A 17,728-nucleotide genomic window follows, 5' to 3' on the forward strand; every position below is an offset into this window, starting at 1 on the left:
GGGATGCCTGCCGCGTGAAGGCGACCACGTCCCGGGCCAGACGCGCCGTTTCGCGGTCCGGTGCCGCCCATCCTGTCGTCGGGGTCCGGACCCGATCAGGAACCTGCAATGATCTGCGCTCCCCGCTCCGTACCCACGGTCGCGCACACCTCGTCGATGACCAGGCACGACGTCGCCGTGCTGACCAGCAACTGGGGGTCGTGAGTGACCAGCAGGCAAGCCGTCCCGGCAGCAGCACGCTCCCGGATCCGCCGGGACAGTGCGTCACGCATCACCGGGTCCAGGCGCTGCTCGGGCTCGTCGAGGAACAACAGTGACGACGGCCGGATGAACCCGGCGGCTAGAAGCAGGCGCCGGCGCTGCCCGGAGGACAAGGCATCAGGGACCGCGCGGGCTCTGTCCGCGATCCCAAAGAAGTCCAGCTCCGCATCCACTGCTTCTTCAGGAGCAGCCACCGAATGACCCCGAGCGACCAGGAGCAGGTGCTCCCGGACCGTCAACGACGGAAAGAACACGTCCTCGTCGAACACCGCGGCCACCTGCCGGCGGAACACCAGAGCGTCGGGCATCACCGGTAGACCGTGGATCCGCACATCACCCGCCAGCGGATCCTGACGACCCGCCAGGGTCCGGACGACCGTGGACTTACCCGCGCCGTTGAAACCCACCACCCCGAGGATCTCACCCGGACCGATGGCGAAAGAGACCTCACCGCATACAGGAGTGCCGGTATACCCGACCAGCAGATCATCAGCTTCAAGCACTTCCCCCACGGCAGCCATGATTCAACCCTAAACGGGACCAACAGCCACCAGTGCCGTCAGAGGAAGGATCGCTGGAGTCTGTCGAGGGGAGACGCAGATAGGGGCCCCGCGGCGGAAGCTATCCTTCGAGCCGCGCAACCAGCTAACTCCGGGTGGCGGAGCGCGCGGCGCGATCAGCAGCTGCGGCAGGGCGGATGAGCACTACCGTCCGAGCAATCCAGCTCATCGGCGCACCTGACGCACAGCGGTTCCTTCTTCATGGAGGGGTGCTCGTCGTTCGGTGCTCGGCGGCAAACCTGCTTGGCGTGGTTCCAGTGACGCGGGAGAAATCACGGGTGAAGTGGGCCTGATCGGCGTAGCCCAGCATCGCAGCCGTCCCGGCCAGGGTCCCCTCCGTGGTGCGCAGTCGCTCCGCGGCTTCCTGGAGGCGACGCCGCTGGATGAGCCATTTCGGGGTCAACCCGAGTCGTCGGCGGACCAGGCGTTGCAGGGCGCGTTCGGGCAGCTTCATCTCGGCGCACAGCTGGGCGACCGTGAGCACGTCGGGGCGTTCCTCTACGAGTGCCACGACGCGGTCGACGAGTTCACCCTCCGGATCGACGGGCAGCAGAGGCCGGAGGGCATCGCCGAACGCGTTCATCACGGCCTGGTGCGCGCTGGAGAGGTGCGGGTCGTCGAGCATCGCTGCTCGGACACGGATGGTCAGGTCCGTGCCCGCCTGGCCGAGGACGTCCGAGACGTCGACGTGCATGTCCGTGAAGCGAGCCATCGAACCCCGGGAGATGAGTGAGCCGGCGGCCGGAGTGCACATGACGCCGGCGGCCCACCCGTTGCCGGCGAGCACAGTCCGCGACAGCCCGGTCGTGACACCGTAGAAGCGGGCGTAATCCGATGCGATGACAAGCAACGACACCGGGTACTGCAGAACCTGCTGCACGGACTGTTCCCCCGCAGGAACGGCCCACACCGGGATCCAGAACCGCTGCACCAGGCCGGCCAGTTCGGACGGAACCGGATACCGATACATCACGTGGGATGTGTCGTCGGGAGCCTTGAGGTGCGCCCGTTCGATCTCGTTCAGAGCAGGCGGTGCTGTGTCGGGTTCCATCAAGACCCAGAATGCCGTACCCGACACCATTGAGCACATGAATTCCACCTCACTCGCCTACGAGGCCTCCCTCCGCCCTCTTTCTCTCCTTCTCAGCGCTGTTCCGGCCGAAGCATGGGCCAACCCTTCCCCCTGCCCGGGATGGACCGCGCGTGACGTCGTCGCGCACATGATCGACACGCAGCGGAGCCTGCTGACGGAACATGGGCACGACCTCGGGCCGGCCCCCGACCTGACCGATCCTGCCCGCGGATTCCGAGACCACGCAGACCGGGTGTCCAGGCTGGTGAGCCGCGACGACATCGTCGATGTCTCGTACGAGGGTTTCTTCGGGCCCACCACCGTTGGAGCAACCCTGGAACAGTTCTATGTGTGGGACATGCTCGTTCACCGCTGGGATATTGCGCGCGCCACAGGTGGGACGGAGGTTCTCACCCCCGGCGAGATGGAACGCATCGAGGCCGGCGCTGACAGCTTCGGGAGCGCGTTGCACATGGACGGTATCTGCGGGCCGGCTGTACCCGTTCCCGAGGATGCCGACCGACAGACTCGGATACTGGGGCGGCTCGGCCGCGTCGCCCCGTGATCGGAGGAGCACGGAGGCTTTACACGGTCTGCACGCTGGAGCTCGAACGTCTGCGTGAGTAGGCACGCGCGGCGCGGACCCGGTCGCCGCACCGCGTTGAGCACCACTGCCGTCGTGCGTGGGTGCGCACGAAGAACCGCCGGCAGGAGTCTGCATCGCAGGACGCGAGCTGCGAGGCGTGGTCGCCGCTGAGCAGCGAGGCTGCATCGTCGGCGATCAACGCCATGACGTGTTCCACGACCTGAGTTACGGGATGGTCGGCGCGACGGGTGAATCCCGCCTGCGGATCGAACCGCAACAGCAGAGCGCCGGGGACGCAGGTCAGGGCAGAATTCAGAGCGTGCACCGAGGACGTCATGGGCACGTCTCCGGTGGTGTGAGCGGTGAAAAGATCGCGCAGATCCGAGCGCAGCGCCACGAGCCGGCCGTGGCAATGCTCGTGCAGCACGGCCTCCGGCCCGATGAGATCGCGTGCCATCAGCCAGGCCGTTGCGGCCTCTGGGGTGTTCATCTCGTCGTAGCCCTTGCCGCCCACCACGTCGCCTGCGCTGTTGACCAGGGCGAGGCTCGGATGATCCTGCGCGCCCGGGGCGGCAGCCAGCAGTGATTCAGACATAGGTCTCATGTTATCAGTGACTTTTAACCATGAGAGGGGTGTTAGGCTCGCATCATGTCAAACAAGCTGTTTTCCCGTGAGGAATGGTCGTGGCGTCGGGCCGTGCAGTAGAGCCGACTTCCCGGATCACACACAGTGTGCACGTCCCGCATTCCCGATCAGCCCCCAGAAAGAGGTCCTCATGACCGCACCACGCCGAGCCCTCATTGTCATCGACGCCCAGCAGGAATACTTCGATGGACTACTCCCTATCCAGTTCCCGGCTCGCGAGGACTCCATCGCCCGCATCCAGGCGGTGGTCGACGCGGCCCGGCAAACAGACACGCCTGTGGTGCTCGTCCAGCACGAACTCCCGGCAGGAGCACCCGTGTTCGCCTCCGGATCGTCGACCTGGCAGAACCATCCCACGGTAGCCGTCCACGAGGGCGCCGCAACCAAGCGCATCAGCAAGCAGTTCTCCAGCATCTTCGCGGACACGGACCTCGAGGCCTGGTTGCGTGAACAGAACATCGACACGATCACTCTGGTCGGCTACATGACCAACAACTGTGTGATCGCCTCCGCTGCGGCCGCCGAGCCCCTCGGCTTCGCCGTCGAGGTCCTCTCCGATGCAACCGGAGCGATCGATCTCGCCAACGACGCCGGTACCGCACCCGCACGCCAGGTCCACGAAACCCTCATGGCTGTCCTGCACTCGAACTGGGCTGCCGTCACCGACACCGCAACCTGGGCCGCGGCACTACGCACAGGCGTGACGCTGACCAAGAGTGACCTCATCACCTCTGCCACTCAAGGCCGCAGTACCCGCTAGAGACCCGAGCGGAACTTCCCTCTCAGACACGAGGAGCGTCCATGGTGGTCCGCTGCCGGCCGCGCAGATACTGCCCTGCCGGTGGCGGGTACCTAGGCGAACCAGATCAGAGGAGTCCCCTCACGAACCGAGCGGGCACGGCTCGACGGCGGCGATCAATCGGTGCTGCTCGGCGTAGGCTCGGGCAGCGAGGCAGTGAAAGGGTGTTGTCATGACGGTCGCGCACCACGCAGTAGTTGTCGGCGGGGGCGTTGCCGGTCTGGCTGCGGCGGTTTCGCTCGTACGTGAGGGCTGGACGGTGACCGTGCTCGAGCGGGCTCAGGCCTTCACGGAGGTCGGTGCAGGCCTGGCAATCACTCCCAATGGGATGTCGGCACTGGCAGCTCTTGGTGTTGACGCCGCTGTCCGCAGTGCGGGTCATCGGGTACGTATGGCCGGTACCACCGATGAACACGGCTCGTGGCTGCTGCGCGTTCCACTCACCAGTCCATCGGACTCGAGCCAGGAGATCCACGGGATTCACCGACGGGACCTCCATGGCTTGCTGCTTGCTGCGGCTCAAGGGGCCGTGCTGGTGACTGGTACCCGGGTGATCAACGTCGGCCCGGGTACACCGAGCGGAGCCAGGGCGCGAGTGACCTGTGTCAGCGCGAAGGGTGCCGTGTCCTACGATGCCGACCTTGTCATCGGGGCCGACGGTCTTCGGAGCGCGGTCAGGGGCCTCGTTGCTCCCACCACGGTGCCTCGATTCAGTGGCAAGTCATCGTGGCGGGGAATCGTCGCCGACTCGGCGCTCGTCACCGAGGATTTCACTGTTCGATGGGGTCCGGGAACAGAGTTCGGGGCCGTACGAATCGGACCTGCACAGGTGTACTGGTACGGGTACACCTCCTCGAAGGAAGGCCATCGCTGGCCAGATGAGAAGACCGCGGCTCTGCATCATTTCAGGGCATGGGCAGACCCCGTGCAACCTCTCATCGATCACACGCCGAGCGACCAGGTCATGCGACACGACGTCCATGACCTCGCCCCTGATCTCAGGACCTATGTGTTCGGACGCGTGGTGCTCATCGGCGATGCAGCACACGCCATGATCCCCACGATGGGCCAGGGAGCGAACTCCTCACTGGAGGACGGCGCATGCATCGGACTTCTGATCGGACGACCCGTCAACGAGGGAGTGTCCCTGCAGGCCGCATTGAGCACGTTCGACGCGCTTCGCCGCCCCCGCACGCAGAAGATAGCCCGACAGTCACGAAGCGCCGGGCGAGTGGGGGCCGGCCTCGAAGGCAGGATCAGCATCACTGTCCGCAACACCATGATGAGAGTAATGCCCGCAGGACCAGCAATGAAAGCAGGAGCATCGGTCCTCGCCTGGAGAGCCACGAACTGAGGCCGCACCGATTGCACCCCGGCTCTCTCCTCTGCTTCGAGTTACCCGCAGCCCTCGAGCCGATCATGCTTGATGCCGGATCGTGGTCCCCGCGTGGGACCCGAGGGGTGGTCCGCGACAGCGGTGATACTGGGACCATGACGACCTATTCCGGCACGAAAGATTTCGAAGGCGCAACCTTCGTCAGGGCGAGCTTCAAGGGCGCCACCCTCCGATTCTCCGATGTCAGCGGTATGGTGATGCGCGGCGTCGACGTCGACGGACTCGACATCGACAGCCACGACCTCTTTTTCGGCAGCCTTCTCGTCAACGGGGTCGACGTGGTGCCACTTGTGGACGCCGAACTCAACCGGCAGTTCCCCGGCCGCGAGCTGCAGAAGGCACAGACGCCCGAAGGCCTACGGGAGGGGTGGGTTGCTGTGCAGTCCGCGTGGCAGGAGACGGTGACGGGTACGCCGCCGGAGCTGGTAGATGCCTGCGTGGAGGACGAGTGGTCCTTGGCCCAGACCCTGCGGCACCTCGTTCTGGCAACCGATGCGTGGCTCCGCGGTGGAATCCTTCGGATGGAGCAGCCGTTCCACGAGATCGGGCAGCCCTTCACGGGTGCGGGCGAGACGGGCTTCGACCTGTCGGTCTTCCGCGTGGACCCGCCGACATACGAGGAGATACTCGACGTGCGGGCCGAGCGGCAGCTGCAGGTGACCGACTTCCTGGCCGCGGCCTCGCCAGAGGTGCTCGCAGAGGAACGCGCGGACCCGTGGGGCGGTGGTGACTGGCGGCCCACCGTCGGTGACTGCCTTCGCGTGATCCTGGAGGAGGAGTGGGCGCACTTGCGCTATATCCGGCGGGATCTCGCTCGGATTCGCTGAGTCGACGGCACCCTGCCAGGGCGGTGCATCAGGTTCGCCGTGACGCAGCGCGTCGACGCCAGCTCAGAACACGGTGAAGGAGAAGCCTTCTTGCAGTACTCCCTACTGAACGCGAGCTCGACGCCCCGCCGTCGCCTCAGTGATCGTCGGTGCGGAAACCCCCGAGGAACTGCAGGCCAACGCAGGCGCGGCCGACACACATCTCGATGATGCACAGCTCGAGGCCCTCACCGCGCTAGCCGGTCACCGCCCCCGAGCGCGACCAGTCGTTCCCCATCGGATCACCGGCAGAAGTCGACTCAGCTGGAAGCCCTGATGATGAGGTCGTAGTCCAGGTTCCGATACGCGTTGGGCTCGGGCACCTCCGGGTTGCTCATGAGTCCGTCGAGGAGTTCGATGGCGTGGCGCGCGAGTTCGGTCTTGTCGATGGCGAGGGTCGTCAGTTCTGGCGTGACCATCGTTCCGACAGCGAGCCCATCGATCCCTACGACCGAGACAGCGTCGGGCACCTCGATCCCTGCCCGACCTAGCCCTTTGAGAGCGCCGATGGCCAGAATGTCGTTGTAGGCGAGGATGGCATCCAACCGCGGGTATTGCTCCAGGAGTGTCGTTGCGGCGGTGATACCTCCCTGGAGGGTTTCCTCGGTCCGGACTTCTGACTCGTCCGTCCAGGCCAGGTCATGGTGGGCGAGGTAGTTCCGGTAGGAATCACGCCGCAGTGAGTCGACCTGCAGGGTGTCGATCATGGCGATGTGCCGGCGTCCGTTGTCCATCAGATGGTTCAAGGCCCTCATGACTCCGGCGCTGTGATCGATGCTCACGCACGCGTCGAAGCCGTCCTCGGACGACCCGTCGAGGATCACCGTGGGAATTCCGAGGACGGACCGTTTGAAGGCGTCGAGCGGCACCGCACCGACGCTGCCGCCCTGGCAGCCGGTGATGATGAGCGCATCGACTCGACGCAGGAGTGCTGTGAATCGGGCCGACGCCGCCGCCTCGCTCTGCCCGACGTCGCACAGCATGACGCTCCATCCCCGGTCGCCCGCGCTCCGGCTCAGAGCCGACGCGAGCTCGGGGTAGTAGGGGTTCTGCAGGTCCTCCACGACGAAGCCGATCGTCGTATCCCGCCCGCGGACAAGACCCTGTGCAGCACGGTTGGGCCGGTAGTTCAAGGAGCGTGCAGCATCGACCACGCGCTCTCGAGTTGCAGCGCTGATGTCGGGCAGGCCATTCATTGCCCGACTCACCGTCTGCCGGGAGACTCCTGCCACCCGCGCGACGTCCAGAATGGTCGCCGGTCTGGGACTGTTTGCCATGCCTTCAAGCGTAATGCTACGGTTCCGTGAAGGTAACCGGGAACGTTCACGGAGAGGCTGCTCGTCCTTCCATGTGGCCCGTGCGTCGACTGTCCCGGCACTTGTATCCGCGTCGTAGGTGGGGAAGAGGTAGGAGCTTGTATGACGAGCGGGCCGGAGCAGCTTTGGCGCAGATCCTGCGACCTCTCGATCCTTTCCGGAGCCCGCTCTTGAGGTAAGGGGCCTGGTGCCCCTGCCCTTCCATCCCGCCCTTACAGACCTGTCATAGGAAAGGCCCTTTATGGTCCTCGCACGTCCCGGTCAGATGGCTCCCACCCGTGATGCTTCACGGGCCAGGTTCGCTGTCTCCGTCCTGTTCTTCACCAACGGCGCCATCTTCGCCAGCATCCTTCCGCGGTATCCGGAGATCAAGGAGGCGCTGGGGCTGACGAATACTGCGTTCGGGGCGGCGGTCGCGGCGTACCCGTTAGGGGCCTTGCTGGCAGGTCTGGCCGCGGGTGTCCTGATTCGGCGGTACCGTTCCTCGAGAGTGGCCATCGCTGCGACGTTCGCGGCCGCGGCAGGCATCTTCATCGCAGCCACAGGCCAGAGCTGGGCCGTGCTGGCTGGGGCTCTCTTCATCGCCGGAGCCATGGACTCGATCACCGACGTCGCCCAGAACTCACACGGGCTGCGCGTGCAGAAACTGTACAAGCGGTCCATCCTGAACTCGTTCCACGCCGTCTGGAGTATCGGAGCGGTCGCTGGCGGTGCTCTCGGCGCGCTGGCCGCGGAAATCGGTGTGGCTCGCGCTCTGCACCTGGGGCTGACCGCCCTCATCTTCAGTGCCGCAGCTGCCGGCATCTACCGCCTCCTGCTGCAGGGGCCTGAGCCCCTCCGCACCGAGACCGCCGCCGGCACCACTCAGCGCGAGGCGACGACCACGGAACCAGGCGTCCGTAAACGACGTGCTGCAACGAGCAAGTACGCGGTCCTGGCCGGACTGGTGATCCTCGCCTCCTCCGGAGCCCTGGTAGAGGACGCGGGAAGTTCCTGGGCCGCAATCTATCTCAGCGGTTCTCTCGCCGCATCGTCCTTCGCGGCCGGACTCGGATTCATCGCCCTGCAGGGCATGCAGTTCATCGGCCGGCTCTTCGGCGACCGCCTGGTCGACAGGTTCGGCCAACAACTCATCGCCCGCCTCGGCGGGATCATTGTCCTCACCGGCATGGGCACAGCCCTCCTCATGCCGAGTATCCCGGCGACCATCATCGGATTCGGCCTCGCCGGTCTGGGCGTCGCCACCCTGATACCGGCCGCAATGCAAGCTGCTGATGAGCTGCCCGGTTTCAGAACGGGTGCCGGACTGACCATCCTCAGCTGGTTGCTTCGCGTAGGATTCCTGATCTCGCCACCCATCGTCGGCGCGATCGCCGACGCTACCGACCTTCGCTACGGGCTCCTCGTCGTACCGCTTGCCGGCCTGTTCGTCATCATCCTTGCCGGCGTACTGAAGACGGGGAAGCGCATCGACTGACCACTCGACAGGCCATTGTCACCCGACGCCTGCACAGCGTCCTTCGGTGGCGACGACGGTGCACTATCCAGGTCATCCGGTTCGGGTGAAGCACCCGTCGGCAGGACGTTTTATGGTCACCGTATGGGACTGTTTCGGCAGAGGGCTGACCAACCCGTCGGGGAGCGCTTTCAGATGCGAGAGAAGTTGGCGTCGATCGGGGATGATTTCTGGATCGAGGATGACAACGGCAGACGCCGCTACAAGGTCAACGGCAAAGCGCTTCGACTTCGGGACACCTTCGTTCTGGAGGACAGCTCGGGAAAGGAGCTGACACGTCTCCAGGAGCGCAAGCTCTCGGTCCGAGACACAGTCGTCATCGAGCAAGGCGGCGACAAAGTCGCGACGATCCACAAAGCACTGGTGGGGATCCGGGATCGCTTCTCGATCCAGGTGAGGGGCGGGGCCGAGATGAAGGCGCACGGGAACGTTGTCGGCCACGAGTACCAGATCGAGCGTGACGATCGAGCAGTCGCGACCGTATCCAAGAAGTGGTTCCGTGTGCGCGAGTCCTACGGCATCTCCATCGCATCGGGTGAGGATGTTCCTCTGATCCTGACAATCGCGGTCGCGATCGACTCGTTGACCTAGGTCCTCCGCTCCATCGGTCAGCCTCTGGTCCGGTGAGCGCCGACTGGCTATCACGCTGAGCCCCGCGCCGGTGGCCGCCAGGCGGAGACGACTCCCGCGACCGCTATCACGAGGAACAGCTGACCCGTGATCGCCTCCGCGATGGCGACGCTCTGGACAAGGGCCCCGACCGGAACCAGATTGCCGTAGCCCGTCGTGGTCAGCGTGGTGAAGGAGAAGAACAGTTGGCTGCTCAGCGAATCGTTGTTACCGACACCGAACAAGGGTTCTGTGGTCGTGAGCCCGATCAGGTTGTAGACGAAGGTGAAGAACATGCCGACCATGATGTACGCAGCGATGGAAGCAAGCAGCGTCTGGCCGTCGACCTGCTTTCGTCCTAACTGGTGGGAAATGATGATCGCCGGCGCGAGGAAATAGGCCACCAGTGATGCCGATGTGAGCAACACGTTGAGCAGTCGTCCTTCGAGGCCCTCGGTCAACACCACCACCAGAGCCAGCCCGGTCACCGCCAGTGCCACCCATCCGGTGTACCGGGCTCGCGCACTGACCTCGGCGACCTTGAGCGTGGCGGCGACGGTGCCGAGTTGCCACAACAGGGCGAAGACGCTCGGATACTGCGAACCCTGGATCGCGCAGAAGGTATAGGAGAGTGCCAGGAGCACAAGCACTATCCAGTAGCCCGACAGCCAGATGGAGCGGCGGGGCTTCATCGGTGACCGCCGCTGGACGTTCGCGCCGATGAGGGGTCAGCAACGAACCCGTCCGGCTCGAACGCGAGGCTCCGGGCATCCGACTGGTCCTCAATGCCGCGTGCGTTCGTGGAAAGGTCCATTTCCGCCATCCATTGGAGCTCATTGCGTCCCGGTCCAAGACGGTCCTGACGGATTGTCGGATGCTCCGGCTGCAGGCCAAGTGCAGCTCCGGGCATGCCTACCTTCGTCTGGCCTGTCCTGATGGGATTCTGCCCGCAGATGAAGGCGGCGGCCGGCTGTGCAGCCCTGCTCCCCGTAGTAGCGGTGAAGCGCGCCCCTTCATCGGCAACCCGGTCGATATTCGGGGTGTGTAACTTTGCCTCAGGCAGCCGGGTCCTGGCACTCGACCTCCTCGATGAGACCACCAAGGGCAGTCCGAAGCTCGGCTGCCTCGTCTCGGAGCGAATCGACCGCCTGGGGCACCGTAGCCTGATCAGGGATGTCCGCGACGGATTCCTCGAGTTCTTCTTTAGCAGCAGTGACGTCGGCGAGACGGCCCGCGGCGACGTCCACCGCAGCCCTCTCCATCTCGGTGTAGGTCCTTGCAACCTCATCCCGAGCCTCCCGGAGCTGCTCGATCCTGACCTCGGGGGTAAGGATCGTCACGAAATCGGTCACCGCACCGTCGAAATCCGAAGCAGTCTCACAGAGGCGGTCCACGTCGGCCTGATTCTGCCCGCTGCTGGTGCTCGGACTGCTGCTGGTGCTCGGGCTGCTGCTGGTGCTCGGACTTTCAGTGCCGGTCGGCGTACTGCTTGGCGCATCGGAACCGCAGCCCGTCAGCGCCATGACCACTACTCCAGTCGCAGAGAGGCAGGTAAGGAAAGGGTGTGATTTTGACACTGGAAGCTCCCTCGTAGGTCTACGTCCATATCGCTGACGTCTGCCGGCCTTACTGACCGGCGGACGGCCGCTGCGGCAATTGTTGCAGCGACCGTCCGCCGCGCAGTGAGGACCTCACCTTGTCCGGATGAAAGCCCGGGAGCAAGCGGGAAGCGAACCCTATGATGGGGCTGAAGTCGCTACCCGTGCGCTCTATCGGACTCACACTTCCGCGGCCCTGATCATCGGTTGTCGTGGACTGCAATCATGGCAAGGGCGTTCTCCACCGTTCCGAGGACGGTTCGCCTGGGGCATGTCACTCCGCTGGGGTGAAGCTGTCCAGCTTCGGTCGATGAGAGGATTCCGGAAGAGGAGCTGCTGGCCCAGGAGGAAGATCCCGTGAGAATCATTCTCGCCCTGGCTGCGAGCACTCGATGAAGCGGTTTCCCGCAGGAGTGTACGGCCACGGCATCGAACCCGATGTCCGCTTCTCGCTCGCGAACGAGCGCACCTTCCTCGCCTGGATTCGCACCTCACTGGCACTCCTCGCAGGCGGCGTCGCTCTGGGCGCCTTGAACCTGCGCCTACAGCCGGACCTGCAACTAGCGGCAGCACTACTCCTGATCCTCACCGGCATCGCGGCTTCCCTCCAGGCGTGGCTCGGCTGGTACCGGGCGGAGCGAGCCATCCGTCAGCAGGACCCCCTGCCACCGGCACTCTTCGCACTACCGATGAGCATCGCGGCCATTGCGGGCGGGCTGCTCGTATTCCTCGGCGTGATCCTTGCATGAGCAGCACACCCCCGGGCGCGCAGGACGCCGACGGCGGTCTCCAGCCCGAGCGCACCGTGATGGCCTGGTGGCGCACCGCACTCGTGCTCACAGCAGCCTCCCTCGTCTCACTACGGGTACTGCCTGAGGTCCTCGGGGGCTGGGTACTCGCACCCTCACTCCTGGGCGTGATCTCCTCCCTCCTGCTCCTCGCCGAGGCGCGACGACGGTACCCGCCCCATCACCGCCCGGTGACCGGATCGGTCGCGCCACTGCGCCGACGAGATGGAGTGCTCCCCGGACTGGTCACTGCAACGACGCTGATCATGGGCCTCCTCAGCATGGCGCTCGTCCTCGCAACGCCTTAGCTCATGTCTCAGCTCCCCGAGAGCGGGCCCGGGTGACGACGCCAACGACGACAGCGGCCAAGCGGTCAGATCGTGATTGCAACCTTGCCGCGCGCCTTCCCTTCATGCAGGTAACGGATCGCGTCCGGAGCCTCCTCGAGGGGGAAGGTGCGATCGAGTGGTGCGCGAAGCCGACTCGCCTCGACCAATTCGGTGAGTGTGACGAGATCGTCGTGGCTCGTGGTCGCCATGAGCCCCCGGAGTTTTTGACGTGTGACAAGCGACAGAGCCGGCGCGCCGAGCATCGCCCGTTCGAAGCCGCCAAGCAATCCGCGGCCGCCCTCGCCGCCGACGATGACGAGCGTTCCTTCGGGAGCGAGGGCCCGCCGCAGGTTCCGCAGCGGCCGGTTGCCGCCGGTGTCCAGGATGAGGTCGTAGCGGCGTGTGCCGTCCACCGGGTCCTGCTGCTTGTAGTCGAGCACCTCGTCAGCGCCGAGGTCGCGGACGAAATCGAGCTTGTTCGTGCTCGCGACTCCGGTGACGTGGGCGCCGAACACCTTCGCCAGCTGTGCAGCGAACGATCCGACGCCGCCGGAAGCGCCGAGCACGAGCACGCGTGTGCCTGCTGCCACGCCACCGGCGCGGAGACCCTGGAGCGCCGTGCAGCCGGAGATCGGGATGATCGCCGCCTCGGCGAAGCTCAGCCCGGCAGGCTTGTGTGCCAGCCCTTTCTCCGACGAGGCAAGCGCGAACTCTGCGAAGCTGCCGGATGCGACGCCGAAGACTTCGTCGCCCGGCGCGAACCGGGTGACCTCGGGGCCGACGGCTTCCACGATTCCCGCGACATCAGTTCCGCGGGTGCGCTGTCGCGGTCCGCGGATGCCGAAGGCCGGCCGCACGCCGAGAGGCCGGCCCGCCATGACGTGCCACACGGCGGGATCGACGCCCGCCGCCCGGACGCGGATGAGGACCTGTTTGCGTCCGGGCTCCGGTTGCTCGACCTCCTCGAGGCGCAGCACCTCGGCGTCTCCGTATCGATCCTGCACGATCGCCCTCATGTGGATGCTCCTTCGTCGGTGTCCGGATATTCGAAGACGGCATCGAGTCCGACGCCGAAGACAAGCGCGATCTGGAACGCGAGCTCGAGGGTGGGGGAGTAGCGGCCCTGCTCGATGGCGATCACGGTCTGTCGGGTGACGCCGATCCGGTCGGCCAGCTCGGCCTGCGTCATCTCGCCGTAGGTCGCGCGCAGGGTGCGGATCCTGTTGCGTACGCGGGTGGGCTTCACCACTCCGGCAGCCCTCGCCGGTACCCTACGACCTTGGTCATCGATCCGAGGATCGCGGACAGCACGAACCCCAGGTAGATGACATTCGCGATCCAGAAGAGGTCCGCCTCGAGCACCGCGAGCAACAGCGCCGAGACAGCGCCGAGGATGACGAACGACTGGCCGACCTGGTCGCCGAATCGCGCGATCTGCCGGTCCCGCTGGTCGACGCGTCGGGCATCCCGGCGGAACATGCCGGAGACGATGCCGACGAGGATGTTGATCACGATGCCGGCAAGGATTCCGCCGCCGATGGTCCAGAGCATGATCGGCGCGTAGGGGCGCTCAGTCAGTGCGCCGAACCCGCTGCCGAGCAGTAGGCCGAGGTAGATCGAGTACCCGAGTGCCGCGACGACCCCGAAGATCCAGGCGCTCTTCTCCTGTGCCGACACAGCCACTCCCATGTAAAAATTATTTGACACGGCCAAGCTATGCCTACCCCTGAGCTGTGTCAAGAATCGTTTACATGACGGGGCTCCCATCTGACGTGGTCGATGGGACCGGGCGCGCGATGAAGCGACGATGACGGCTGCTTTGCGCTCCGCCCTGTTCATGGTCGTGCGCCAGGCGTACCATGACGGCCCGCGTTCATCCTGTCGGTGACCCGGGTATGGTCTCCTGGACGCACCTGATTCGTCGTCCGCATCATCGGACGTTCTCCTCGATCCTTCCCACAATGACGAGAGATCATCATGGTCGACGGGGACATCACCGCGGGACGGGCCGCGTCCTCGCGATCAGGAGTTCACGGTCGGCCGCGTGCCGTCGTGATGCTCCTCGTCGGGATCCTGATCGGAACCCTGAACGCCTGTAGCGCGCCCGAGGAATCGGGGGCCGAGAATGTCTGGTTTCTGACGCGCCCTGATCCGTCGGTCGGAGATCGAGCGTTATACGCCGAGAACGGAGCCCGATGGACAGGCGAGGGCCTGCGGGTGGGCAGTACCTCGTACGCCAGCACCTCCCGGCCTGGCCCCATCGCCACGGACCGTGTGTACCGGGCAGGCGGTTGGCTGCTGTTCGGCCGGGCCCAGACGCGCAGGCAGCCCTCTGACTTCTTCAACGGGATCATAACGGACGTGCGGACATGGCCTCGTCCCCTGCGCACTCTCGCTGCGGGGGACTACGCGACGAAGTCCTTCGAACCAGGGCTCGCGTACGCGGTGCCCGAGGGCTGGACGGATCGTGAGGACCTACCGGGTCAGGTGCTGCTGAGCAGGGTCGATGACCCTGAGGAGGCTACCTGGGGTGGCAGCTACATCGGCATCTACCAGAACGTCCGTGCGCCGGCTCCCCGCGGTGAGAAAGCGCAACCCGGAATCGGCGCGAGCGCCGAGGAACTCGCTGCCTACTACCGCTCGATACCGGGCCTCGAGATCGGGCGGGACGTTCCGGTGACAGTGGGCGGGCTCACCGGAGTGGCGCTCGACCTTACGGTCGACGATGGATGGGAGAACTCCTGCCCGCCCGGTGCCACCGACGTCATTCCTGTCCTCATCGGAGGCGGGATCTCCGACTTCCACCACGTCATCGGCATCCCCCTGGAAATGCGCCTCATCCTTCTTGACTGGGAGGGCGGGAACGTCGCCATCGAGGTGACCGCCCTGCTCGAACAGCACACCCTCAGCGAGTACCTCGACCAGGCCGGTGCAGGCTCAATTGTCGACTCTTTCATTTTCGGACCATGACGGCCCGCCTTCGATCCCGTCCATCCACCGTTCCGGCGACAGGACCGCGTGGTCCGTGACGGCTCCTCCAAGGGCGACTGCCGGTCCATCGGCAGGTACCGGCTGACGGACGCTGAAGGATCCCCCGACGCGCGAACCACGACCGACGCCACTCGGCTGCTGGGCGGTGCTCGTCCGGGTCAGGACCGTCGGGGGGTCCAGCCTGACGGCAACGCTCCGCTGATGGCTCCTCGTTCGGCATCTGTCCTTGCTGACCAGCCCTGTGCTGCCCGGCCTGCATCGAGCGCGCCTCTCGCCAGCCGCAGGCCGACGTCGGGATGACTCATCCCAGGCGCTCCGCCCCGCCGGGTCGATGCGCGGACGCTCCACCGTTCGTCAGCGAATCCACCTCCGCGGAAGACCCGGTAGTCTCCATAGCGCGCTGGATCGAGCAGATCCCAGCACCACTCCCAGACATTGCCGAGGCTGTCGTACAGGCCGAAGGCGTTGGCCTGCTTCGACCCGACGGGCTGCGGCCGGTCCACCTCATCATCGGCGGTCCACGCGATGCGCTCAAGGGACTGGTAGTGCGGCCCCTTCGTGCCGGCACGGCAGGCATGCTCCCACTCGGCTTCCGTCGGCAGCCGGTACCCCGAAGCTTCGGTCTGCCACGTGACAGTGCCTTCATCGAGCACATAGGCGGGTGGGAGCCCGGCGTGAATCGAGGCCGCATTGCAGAACCTGACGGCGTCCAGCCAGCTCAGCTCCACGGTGGGCGAGCCCACCGCCGATCCAGCGCATCCCATCACCTGCGTGTACTGGGCCTCGGAAACGGGGAAGGCCCCGATCTCGTACGGTTCGAGCTGCACGGACCACCTGCGTCGACGTCGAGCGTCATGCAACTCCACCTCGCCTGCCGGCAGCGGACGCAGATCGGGAACAGACACTCAGCAATGATCCCACCGGAGCACGACAACACAGCTGGCCGACACCCGGCCACACCGGAACGTGTCAGACGGGGGATCGCGGACGAGCTCGCCGGCACGCCCACCGACATCACGCCCACTACGAAGCACTCGCCGCAACTGACCCGCACCCGAGGGGTCCGAGTCCGGTTTCCACCGTGAAGGTCATCCGGCATCGAGCCGGCGATCCTCCGAAGCTGGGAGTTCGCCTCGAATCGTGCCTCGAATTCCTCAAGACCGACCGGTCGGTCTGTCTCGCGGGTATGGTTGCTCCATGAGCACCAGAGACAAGATTCTGCAGACCGCCCGTGACCTGACCATCGAAGTCGGCGTGGTCCCGTCGATGGATGTCATTGCCCGGGCCGCCGGCGTTTCCAAGGGTGGGATGATGCACCACTTCACGTCCCGGGCCGCCCTCGTCGAGGGCATCGCCCGGGAGGCGATGCTGGACATGAATGACGCGCTGGAAACGGCGGCTGCACAGGGAACGGCCGTCGAGACGTGGTTGCGGTTGTCGGTGTCCCGCGAGGAAGCAGCCCTCTACCGGGCGATGTCGATCATCCTGACGGACCACTCCTCGCTGACGGAGACGCTGCTGCAGCAGGCGGCGGAGTCCACCGAACGGTGGGAGCGGCTCTTCGCTGCGGAGACGGGGGATTCGGTGACAGCGACGGTTGTCCGTCTTCTGGGCGACGGGCTCCTGCTGAACAGTCTCGCGGACGATGCCGAGCATGACATCGACTCGATCCTGCGATGGCTCGATCGCAGGTCCAGGAGATGATCAGCGGCGCCCTGCTCGCCGGTATCACCGGCCTTGCCCTTGCTGACTCCCTGAATCCGGCGACGATCGTCGTCATCACCCTCATACTCCTCACGGTCCGGCGCCGTCCGGTCGGCTCGGCCCTGACCTTCGTCCTGGGGGCGATGAGCACCGTCTTCGTGCTGGGCATGGCGATCTTCCTCGGTGCCAGTGCCGCGGCCGACGCCGTCGGTGAAGGACTGATCTGGTTGCGTCGCGGCGTATTCCTGATTGCCGCCGTCGCCCTCGCCGTCGCTGGTGTCCGCCGCTTCAAGGACCGGGCGAGGAAGGGCGTGGCCCTGCCGGCCTGGTTCGGTGTATGGACTGCGTTTCCCCTCGGGGTTCTCGTGACCGGAGCCGATCTGCCGAACGCGTTCCCCTACTTCATCGCGATCGAGCGGATGGTCGACGCGGACGTCGGCATACCGATCGGGCTCATGGTGCTCGCCGCCTACTCGCTCGTGTACTGCCTGCCGTGCCTGATCCTGCTCGTACTGGGCATGACCCACGGCGACAATGTCAGCGCTCGCCTGCAGAAGGTGTTCGACCGTTTCTCCACGGGAACCGTGAAGCGCTCCATCCCGATGGCGATCGCCCTGTTCCTGCTCGCCGCAGCGGTCCTGACCATCGCCCTGTGGCCCTGAGTCCCCGACTGGACACGGCTGACGCCCGA

21 protein-coding genes are annotated in these 17,728 nt (G+C 65.6%); 11 read left to right on the forward strand and 10 right to left on the reverse strand.

Going from position 1 to position 17,728, the window contains the following annotated elements; translation table 11 throughout:
• Window positions 1-95: 95 nt before the first annotated feature.
• The gene (locus AC4D2O_RS14705; protein WP_490908157.1) at window positions 96-773 is read right to left on the reverse strand and encodes an ABC transporter ATP-binding protein; all 678 of its coding nucleotides are present in this window, start codon (window positions 771-773) and stop codon (window positions 96-98) included.
• A 247-nt stretch (window positions 774-1,020) separates the two neighbouring features.
• Window positions 1,021-1,872 (reverse strand): helix-turn-helix domain-containing protein, encoded by an 852-nt coding sequence (locus AC4D2O_RS14710; protein ID WP_490908080.1) that lies wholly within the window; start codon window positions 1,870-1,872, stop codon window positions 1,021-1,023.
• Here AC4D2O_RS14710 and AC4D2O_RS14715 point away from each other — a divergent pair.
• Window positions 1,859-2,458, forward strand: coding sequence for a TIGR03086 family metal-binding protein (locus AC4D2O_RS14715; protein WP_490908081.1), 600 nt, complete (start codon window positions 1,859-1,861; stop codon window positions 2,456-2,458). The genes AC4D2O_RS14710 and AC4D2O_RS14715 overlap by 14 nt on opposite strands.
• A 19-nt stretch (window positions 2,459-2,477) precedes the next feature.
• Here AC4D2O_RS14715 and AC4D2O_RS14720 read toward each other — a convergent pair whose 3' ends face one another.
• Window positions 2,478-3,074, reverse strand: coding sequence for a CGNR zinc finger domain-containing protein (locus tag AC4D2O_RS14720; protein ID WP_490908082.1), 597 nt, complete (start codon window positions 3,072-3,074; stop codon window positions 2,478-2,480).
• Window positions 3,075-3,255: 181 nt separating this feature from the next.
• On the opposite strand from AC4D2O_RS14720, the gene AC4D2O_RS14725 reads away from it, so the two are divergent.
• The 3 genes from AC4D2O_RS14725 to AC4D2O_RS14735 all read left to right on the forward strand — a co-directional run bounded on the left by AC4D2O_RS14725 (window position 3,256) and on the right by AC4D2O_RS14735 (window position 6,147).
• The gene (locus AC4D2O_RS14725; RefSeq protein WP_490908083.1) at window positions 3,256-3,885 is read left to right on the forward strand and encodes a cysteine hydrolase family protein; all 630 of its coding nucleotides are present in this window, start codon (window positions 3,256-3,258) and stop codon (window positions 3,883-3,885) included.
• Window positions 3,886-4,096: 211 nt separating this feature from the next.
• Window positions 4,097-5,278 (forward strand): FAD-dependent oxidoreductase, encoded by a 1,182-nt coding sequence (locus AC4D2O_RS14730; RefSeq protein ID WP_490908084.1) that lies wholly within the window; start codon window positions 4,097-4,099, stop codon window positions 5,276-5,278.
• A gap of 137 nt (window positions 5,279-5,415) precedes the next feature.
• Complete coding sequence (locus tag AC4D2O_RS14735; RefSeq protein WP_490908085.1) at window positions 5,416-6,147, forward strand: DinB family protein; 732 nt, start codon at window positions 5,416-5,418, stop codon at window positions 6,145-6,147.
• A 299-nt stretch (window positions 6,148-6,446) separates the two neighbouring features.
• Here AC4D2O_RS14735 and AC4D2O_RS14740 read toward each other — a convergent pair whose 3' ends face one another.
• Window positions 6,447-7,463 carry a LacI family DNA-binding transcriptional regulator gene (locus tag AC4D2O_RS14740; RefSeq protein ID WP_490908086.1) on the reverse strand — a complete coding sequence of 339 codons (1,017 nt, stop codon included), beginning with the start codon at window positions 7,461-7,463 and terminating at the stop codon, window positions 6,447-6,449.
• A 280-nt stretch (window positions 7,464-7,743) separates the two neighbouring features.
• Here AC4D2O_RS14740 and AC4D2O_RS14745 point away from each other — a divergent pair, with 280 nt between their 5' ends.
• Entirely contained in the window at window positions 7,744-8,979 is a 1,236-nt protein-coding gene (locus AC4D2O_RS14745; protein WP_490908087.1) for an MFS transporter, read from the forward strand.
• Window positions 8,980-9,102: 123 nt separating this feature from the next.
• Window positions 9,103-9,609 (forward strand): LURP-one-related/scramblase family protein, encoded by a 507-nt coding sequence (locus AC4D2O_RS14750; RefSeq protein ID WP_490908088.1) that lies wholly within the window; start codon window positions 9,103-9,105, stop codon window positions 9,607-9,609.
• Between the two features lie 50 nt (window positions 9,610-9,659).
• Here AC4D2O_RS14750 and AC4D2O_RS14755 read toward each other — a convergent pair whose 3' ends face one another.
• Together AC4D2O_RS14755 and AC4D2O_RS14760 are read right to left on the reverse strand one after the other, a co-directional pair.
• The gene (locus tag AC4D2O_RS14755; RefSeq protein WP_490908089.1) at window positions 9,660-10,319 is read right to left on the reverse strand and encodes an ion channel; all 660 of its coding nucleotides are present in this window, start codon (window positions 10,317-10,319) and stop codon (window positions 9,660-9,662) included.
• Between the two features lie 363 nt (window positions 10,320-10,682).
• Window positions 10,683-11,021: a hypothetical protein gene (locus AC4D2O_RS14760; RefSeq protein WP_490908090.1), complete on the reverse strand. Its 339-nt coding sequence runs from the start codon at window positions 11,019-11,021 to the stop codon at window positions 10,683-10,685.
• Window positions 11,022-11,617: 596 nt separating this feature from the next.
• Here AC4D2O_RS14760 and AC4D2O_RS14765 point away from each other — a divergent pair.
• Window positions 11,618-11,974 (forward strand): YidH family protein, encoded by a 357-nt coding sequence (locus tag AC4D2O_RS14765; RefSeq protein ID WP_490908091.1) that lies wholly within the window; start codon window positions 11,618-11,620, stop codon window positions 11,972-11,974.
• Window positions 11,971-12,321 carry a DUF202 domain-containing protein gene (locus tag AC4D2O_RS14770; RefSeq protein WP_490908092.1) on the forward strand — a complete coding sequence of 117 codons (351 nt, stop codon included), beginning with the start codon at window positions 11,971-11,973 and terminating at the stop codon, window positions 12,319-12,321. Before AC4D2O_RS14765 ends, AC4D2O_RS14770 begins: the two co-directional genes overlap by 4 nt.
• A gap of 65 nt (window positions 12,322-12,386) precedes the next feature.
• Here the strand turns inward: AC4D2O_RS14770 and AC4D2O_RS14775 are convergent, their stop codons facing one another.
• From AC4D2O_RS14775 to AC4D2O_RS14785, 3 genes are read right to left on the reverse strand one after another with little or no spacing between them, the layout of a single operon-like run.
• Window positions 12,387-13,358 (reverse strand): NAD(P)-dependent alcohol dehydrogenase, encoded by a 972-nt coding sequence (locus AC4D2O_RS14775; RefSeq protein ID WP_490908093.1) that lies wholly within the window; start codon window positions 13,356-13,358, stop codon window positions 12,387-12,389.
• On the reverse strand, window positions 13,355-13,591 hold the full coding sequence (locus tag AC4D2O_RS14780) for a helix-turn-helix transcriptional regulator (protein ID WP_490908094.1): 237 nt from the start codon (window positions 13,589-13,591) through the stop codon (window positions 13,355-13,357). The genes AC4D2O_RS14775 and AC4D2O_RS14780 overlap by 4 nt, the downstream gene beginning before the upstream one ends.
• Window positions 13,585-14,031, reverse strand: a complete 447-nt coding sequence (locus AC4D2O_RS14785; RefSeq protein WP_490908095.1) for a hypothetical protein — start codon at window positions 14,029-14,031, stop codon at window positions 13,585-13,587. The genes AC4D2O_RS14780 and AC4D2O_RS14785 overlap by 7 nt, the downstream gene beginning before the upstream one ends.
• 672 nt (window positions 14,032-14,703) lie before the next feature.
• On the opposite strand from AC4D2O_RS14785, the gene AC4D2O_RS14790 reads away from it, so the two are divergent.
• Window positions 14,704-15,312, forward strand: coding sequence for a hypothetical protein (locus AC4D2O_RS14790; protein WP_490908096.1), 609 nt, complete (start codon window positions 14,704-14,706; stop codon window positions 15,310-15,312).
• A gap of 179 nt (window positions 15,313-15,491) precedes the next feature.
• Here the strand turns inward: AC4D2O_RS14790 and AC4D2O_RS14795 are convergent, their stop codons facing one another.
• A complete protein-coding gene (locus AC4D2O_RS14795; protein ID WP_490908097.1) occupies window positions 15,492-16,238 on the reverse strand; it encodes a formylglycine-generating enzyme family protein in 747 nt (248 codons plus the stop codon).
• A gap of 292 nt (window positions 16,239-16,530) precedes the next feature.
• On the opposite strand from AC4D2O_RS14795, the gene AC4D2O_RS14800 reads away from it, so the two are divergent.
• Together AC4D2O_RS14800 and AC4D2O_RS14805 are read left to right on the forward strand one after the other, a co-directional pair.
• Window positions 16,531-17,037: a TetR/AcrR family transcriptional regulator gene (locus AC4D2O_RS14800; RefSeq protein WP_490908098.1), complete on the forward strand. Its 507-nt coding sequence runs from the start codon at window positions 16,531-16,533 to the stop codon at window positions 17,035-17,037.
• Entirely contained in the window at window positions 17,010-17,699 is a 690-nt protein-coding gene (locus tag AC4D2O_RS14805; RefSeq protein ID WP_490908099.1) for a GAP family protein, read from the forward strand. Before AC4D2O_RS14800 ends, AC4D2O_RS14805 begins: the two co-directional genes overlap by 28 nt.
• The last annotated feature ends 29 nt before the right edge of the window (window positions 17,700-17,728 follow it).

Source organism: Arthrobacter sp. TJ-238 (assembly GCF_058269215.1).

What these genes read in the sequence shown, in the direction of transcription:
- AC4D2O_RS14750 (WP_490908088.1), top strand. Translation starts at nt 9,103, where the DNA reads ATGGGACTGTTTCGGCAGAGGGCTGACCAACCCGTCGGGGAGCGCTTT.
- AC4D2O_RS14770 (WP_490908092.1), top strand. Translation starts at nt 11,971, where the DNA reads ATGAGCAGCACACCCCCGGGCGCGCAGGACGCCGACGGCGGTCTCCAG.
- AC4D2O_RS14745 (WP_490908087.1), top strand. Translation starts at nt 7,744, where the DNA reads ATGGTCCTCGCACGTCCCGGTCAGATGGCTCCCACCCGTGATGCTTCA.
- AC4D2O_RS14765 (WP_490908091.1), top strand. Translation starts at nt 11,618, where the DNA reads ATGAAGCGGTTTCCCGCAGGAGTGTACGGCCACGGCATCGAACCCGAT.
- AC4D2O_RS14755 (WP_490908089.1), bottom strand. Translation starts at nt 10,319, where the DNA reads ATGAAGCCCCGCCGCTCCATCTGGCTGTCGGGCTACTGGATAGTGCTT.
- AC4D2O_RS14735 (WP_490908085.1), top strand. Translation starts at nt 5,416, where the DNA reads ATGACGACCTATTCCGGCACGAAAGATTTCGAAGGCGCAACCTTCGTC.
- AC4D2O_RS14720 (WP_490908082.1), bottom strand. Translation starts at nt 3,074, where the DNA reads ATGTCTGAATCACTGCTGGCTGCCGCCCCGGGCGCGCAGGATCATCCG.
- AC4D2O_RS14800 (WP_490908098.1), top strand. Translation starts at nt 16,531, where the DNA reads ATGAGCACCAGAGACAAGATTCTGCAGACCGCCCGTGACCTGACCATC.
- AC4D2O_RS14775 (WP_490908093.1), bottom strand. Translation starts at nt 13,358, where the DNA reads ATGAGGGCGATCGTGCAGGATCGATACGGAGACGCCGAGGTGCTGCGC.
- AC4D2O_RS14740 (WP_490908086.1), bottom strand. Translation starts at nt 7,463, where the DNA reads ATGGCAAACAGTCCCAGACCGGCGACCATTCTGGACGTCGCGCGGGTG.
- AC4D2O_RS14725 (WP_490908083.1), top strand. Translation starts at nt 3,256, where the DNA reads ATGACCGCACCACGCCGAGCCCTCATTGTCATCGACGCCCAGCAGGAA.
- AC4D2O_RS14710 (WP_490908080.1), bottom strand. Translation starts at nt 1,872, where the DNA reads ATGGAACCCGACACAGCACCGCCTGCTCTGAACGAGATCGAACGGGCG.
- AC4D2O_RS14805 (WP_490908099.1), top strand. Translation starts at nt 17,010, where the DNA reads ATGGCTCGATCGCAGGTCCAGGAGATGATCAGCGGCGCCCTGCTCGCC.
- AC4D2O_RS14730 (WP_490908084.1), top strand. Translation starts at nt 4,097, where the DNA reads ATGACGGTCGCGCACCACGCAGTAGTTGTCGGCGGGGGCGTTGCCGGT.
- AC4D2O_RS14785 (WP_490908095.1), bottom strand. Translation starts at nt 14,031, where the DNA reads ATGGGAGTGGCTGTGTCGGCACAGGAGAAGAGCGCCTGGATCTTCGGG.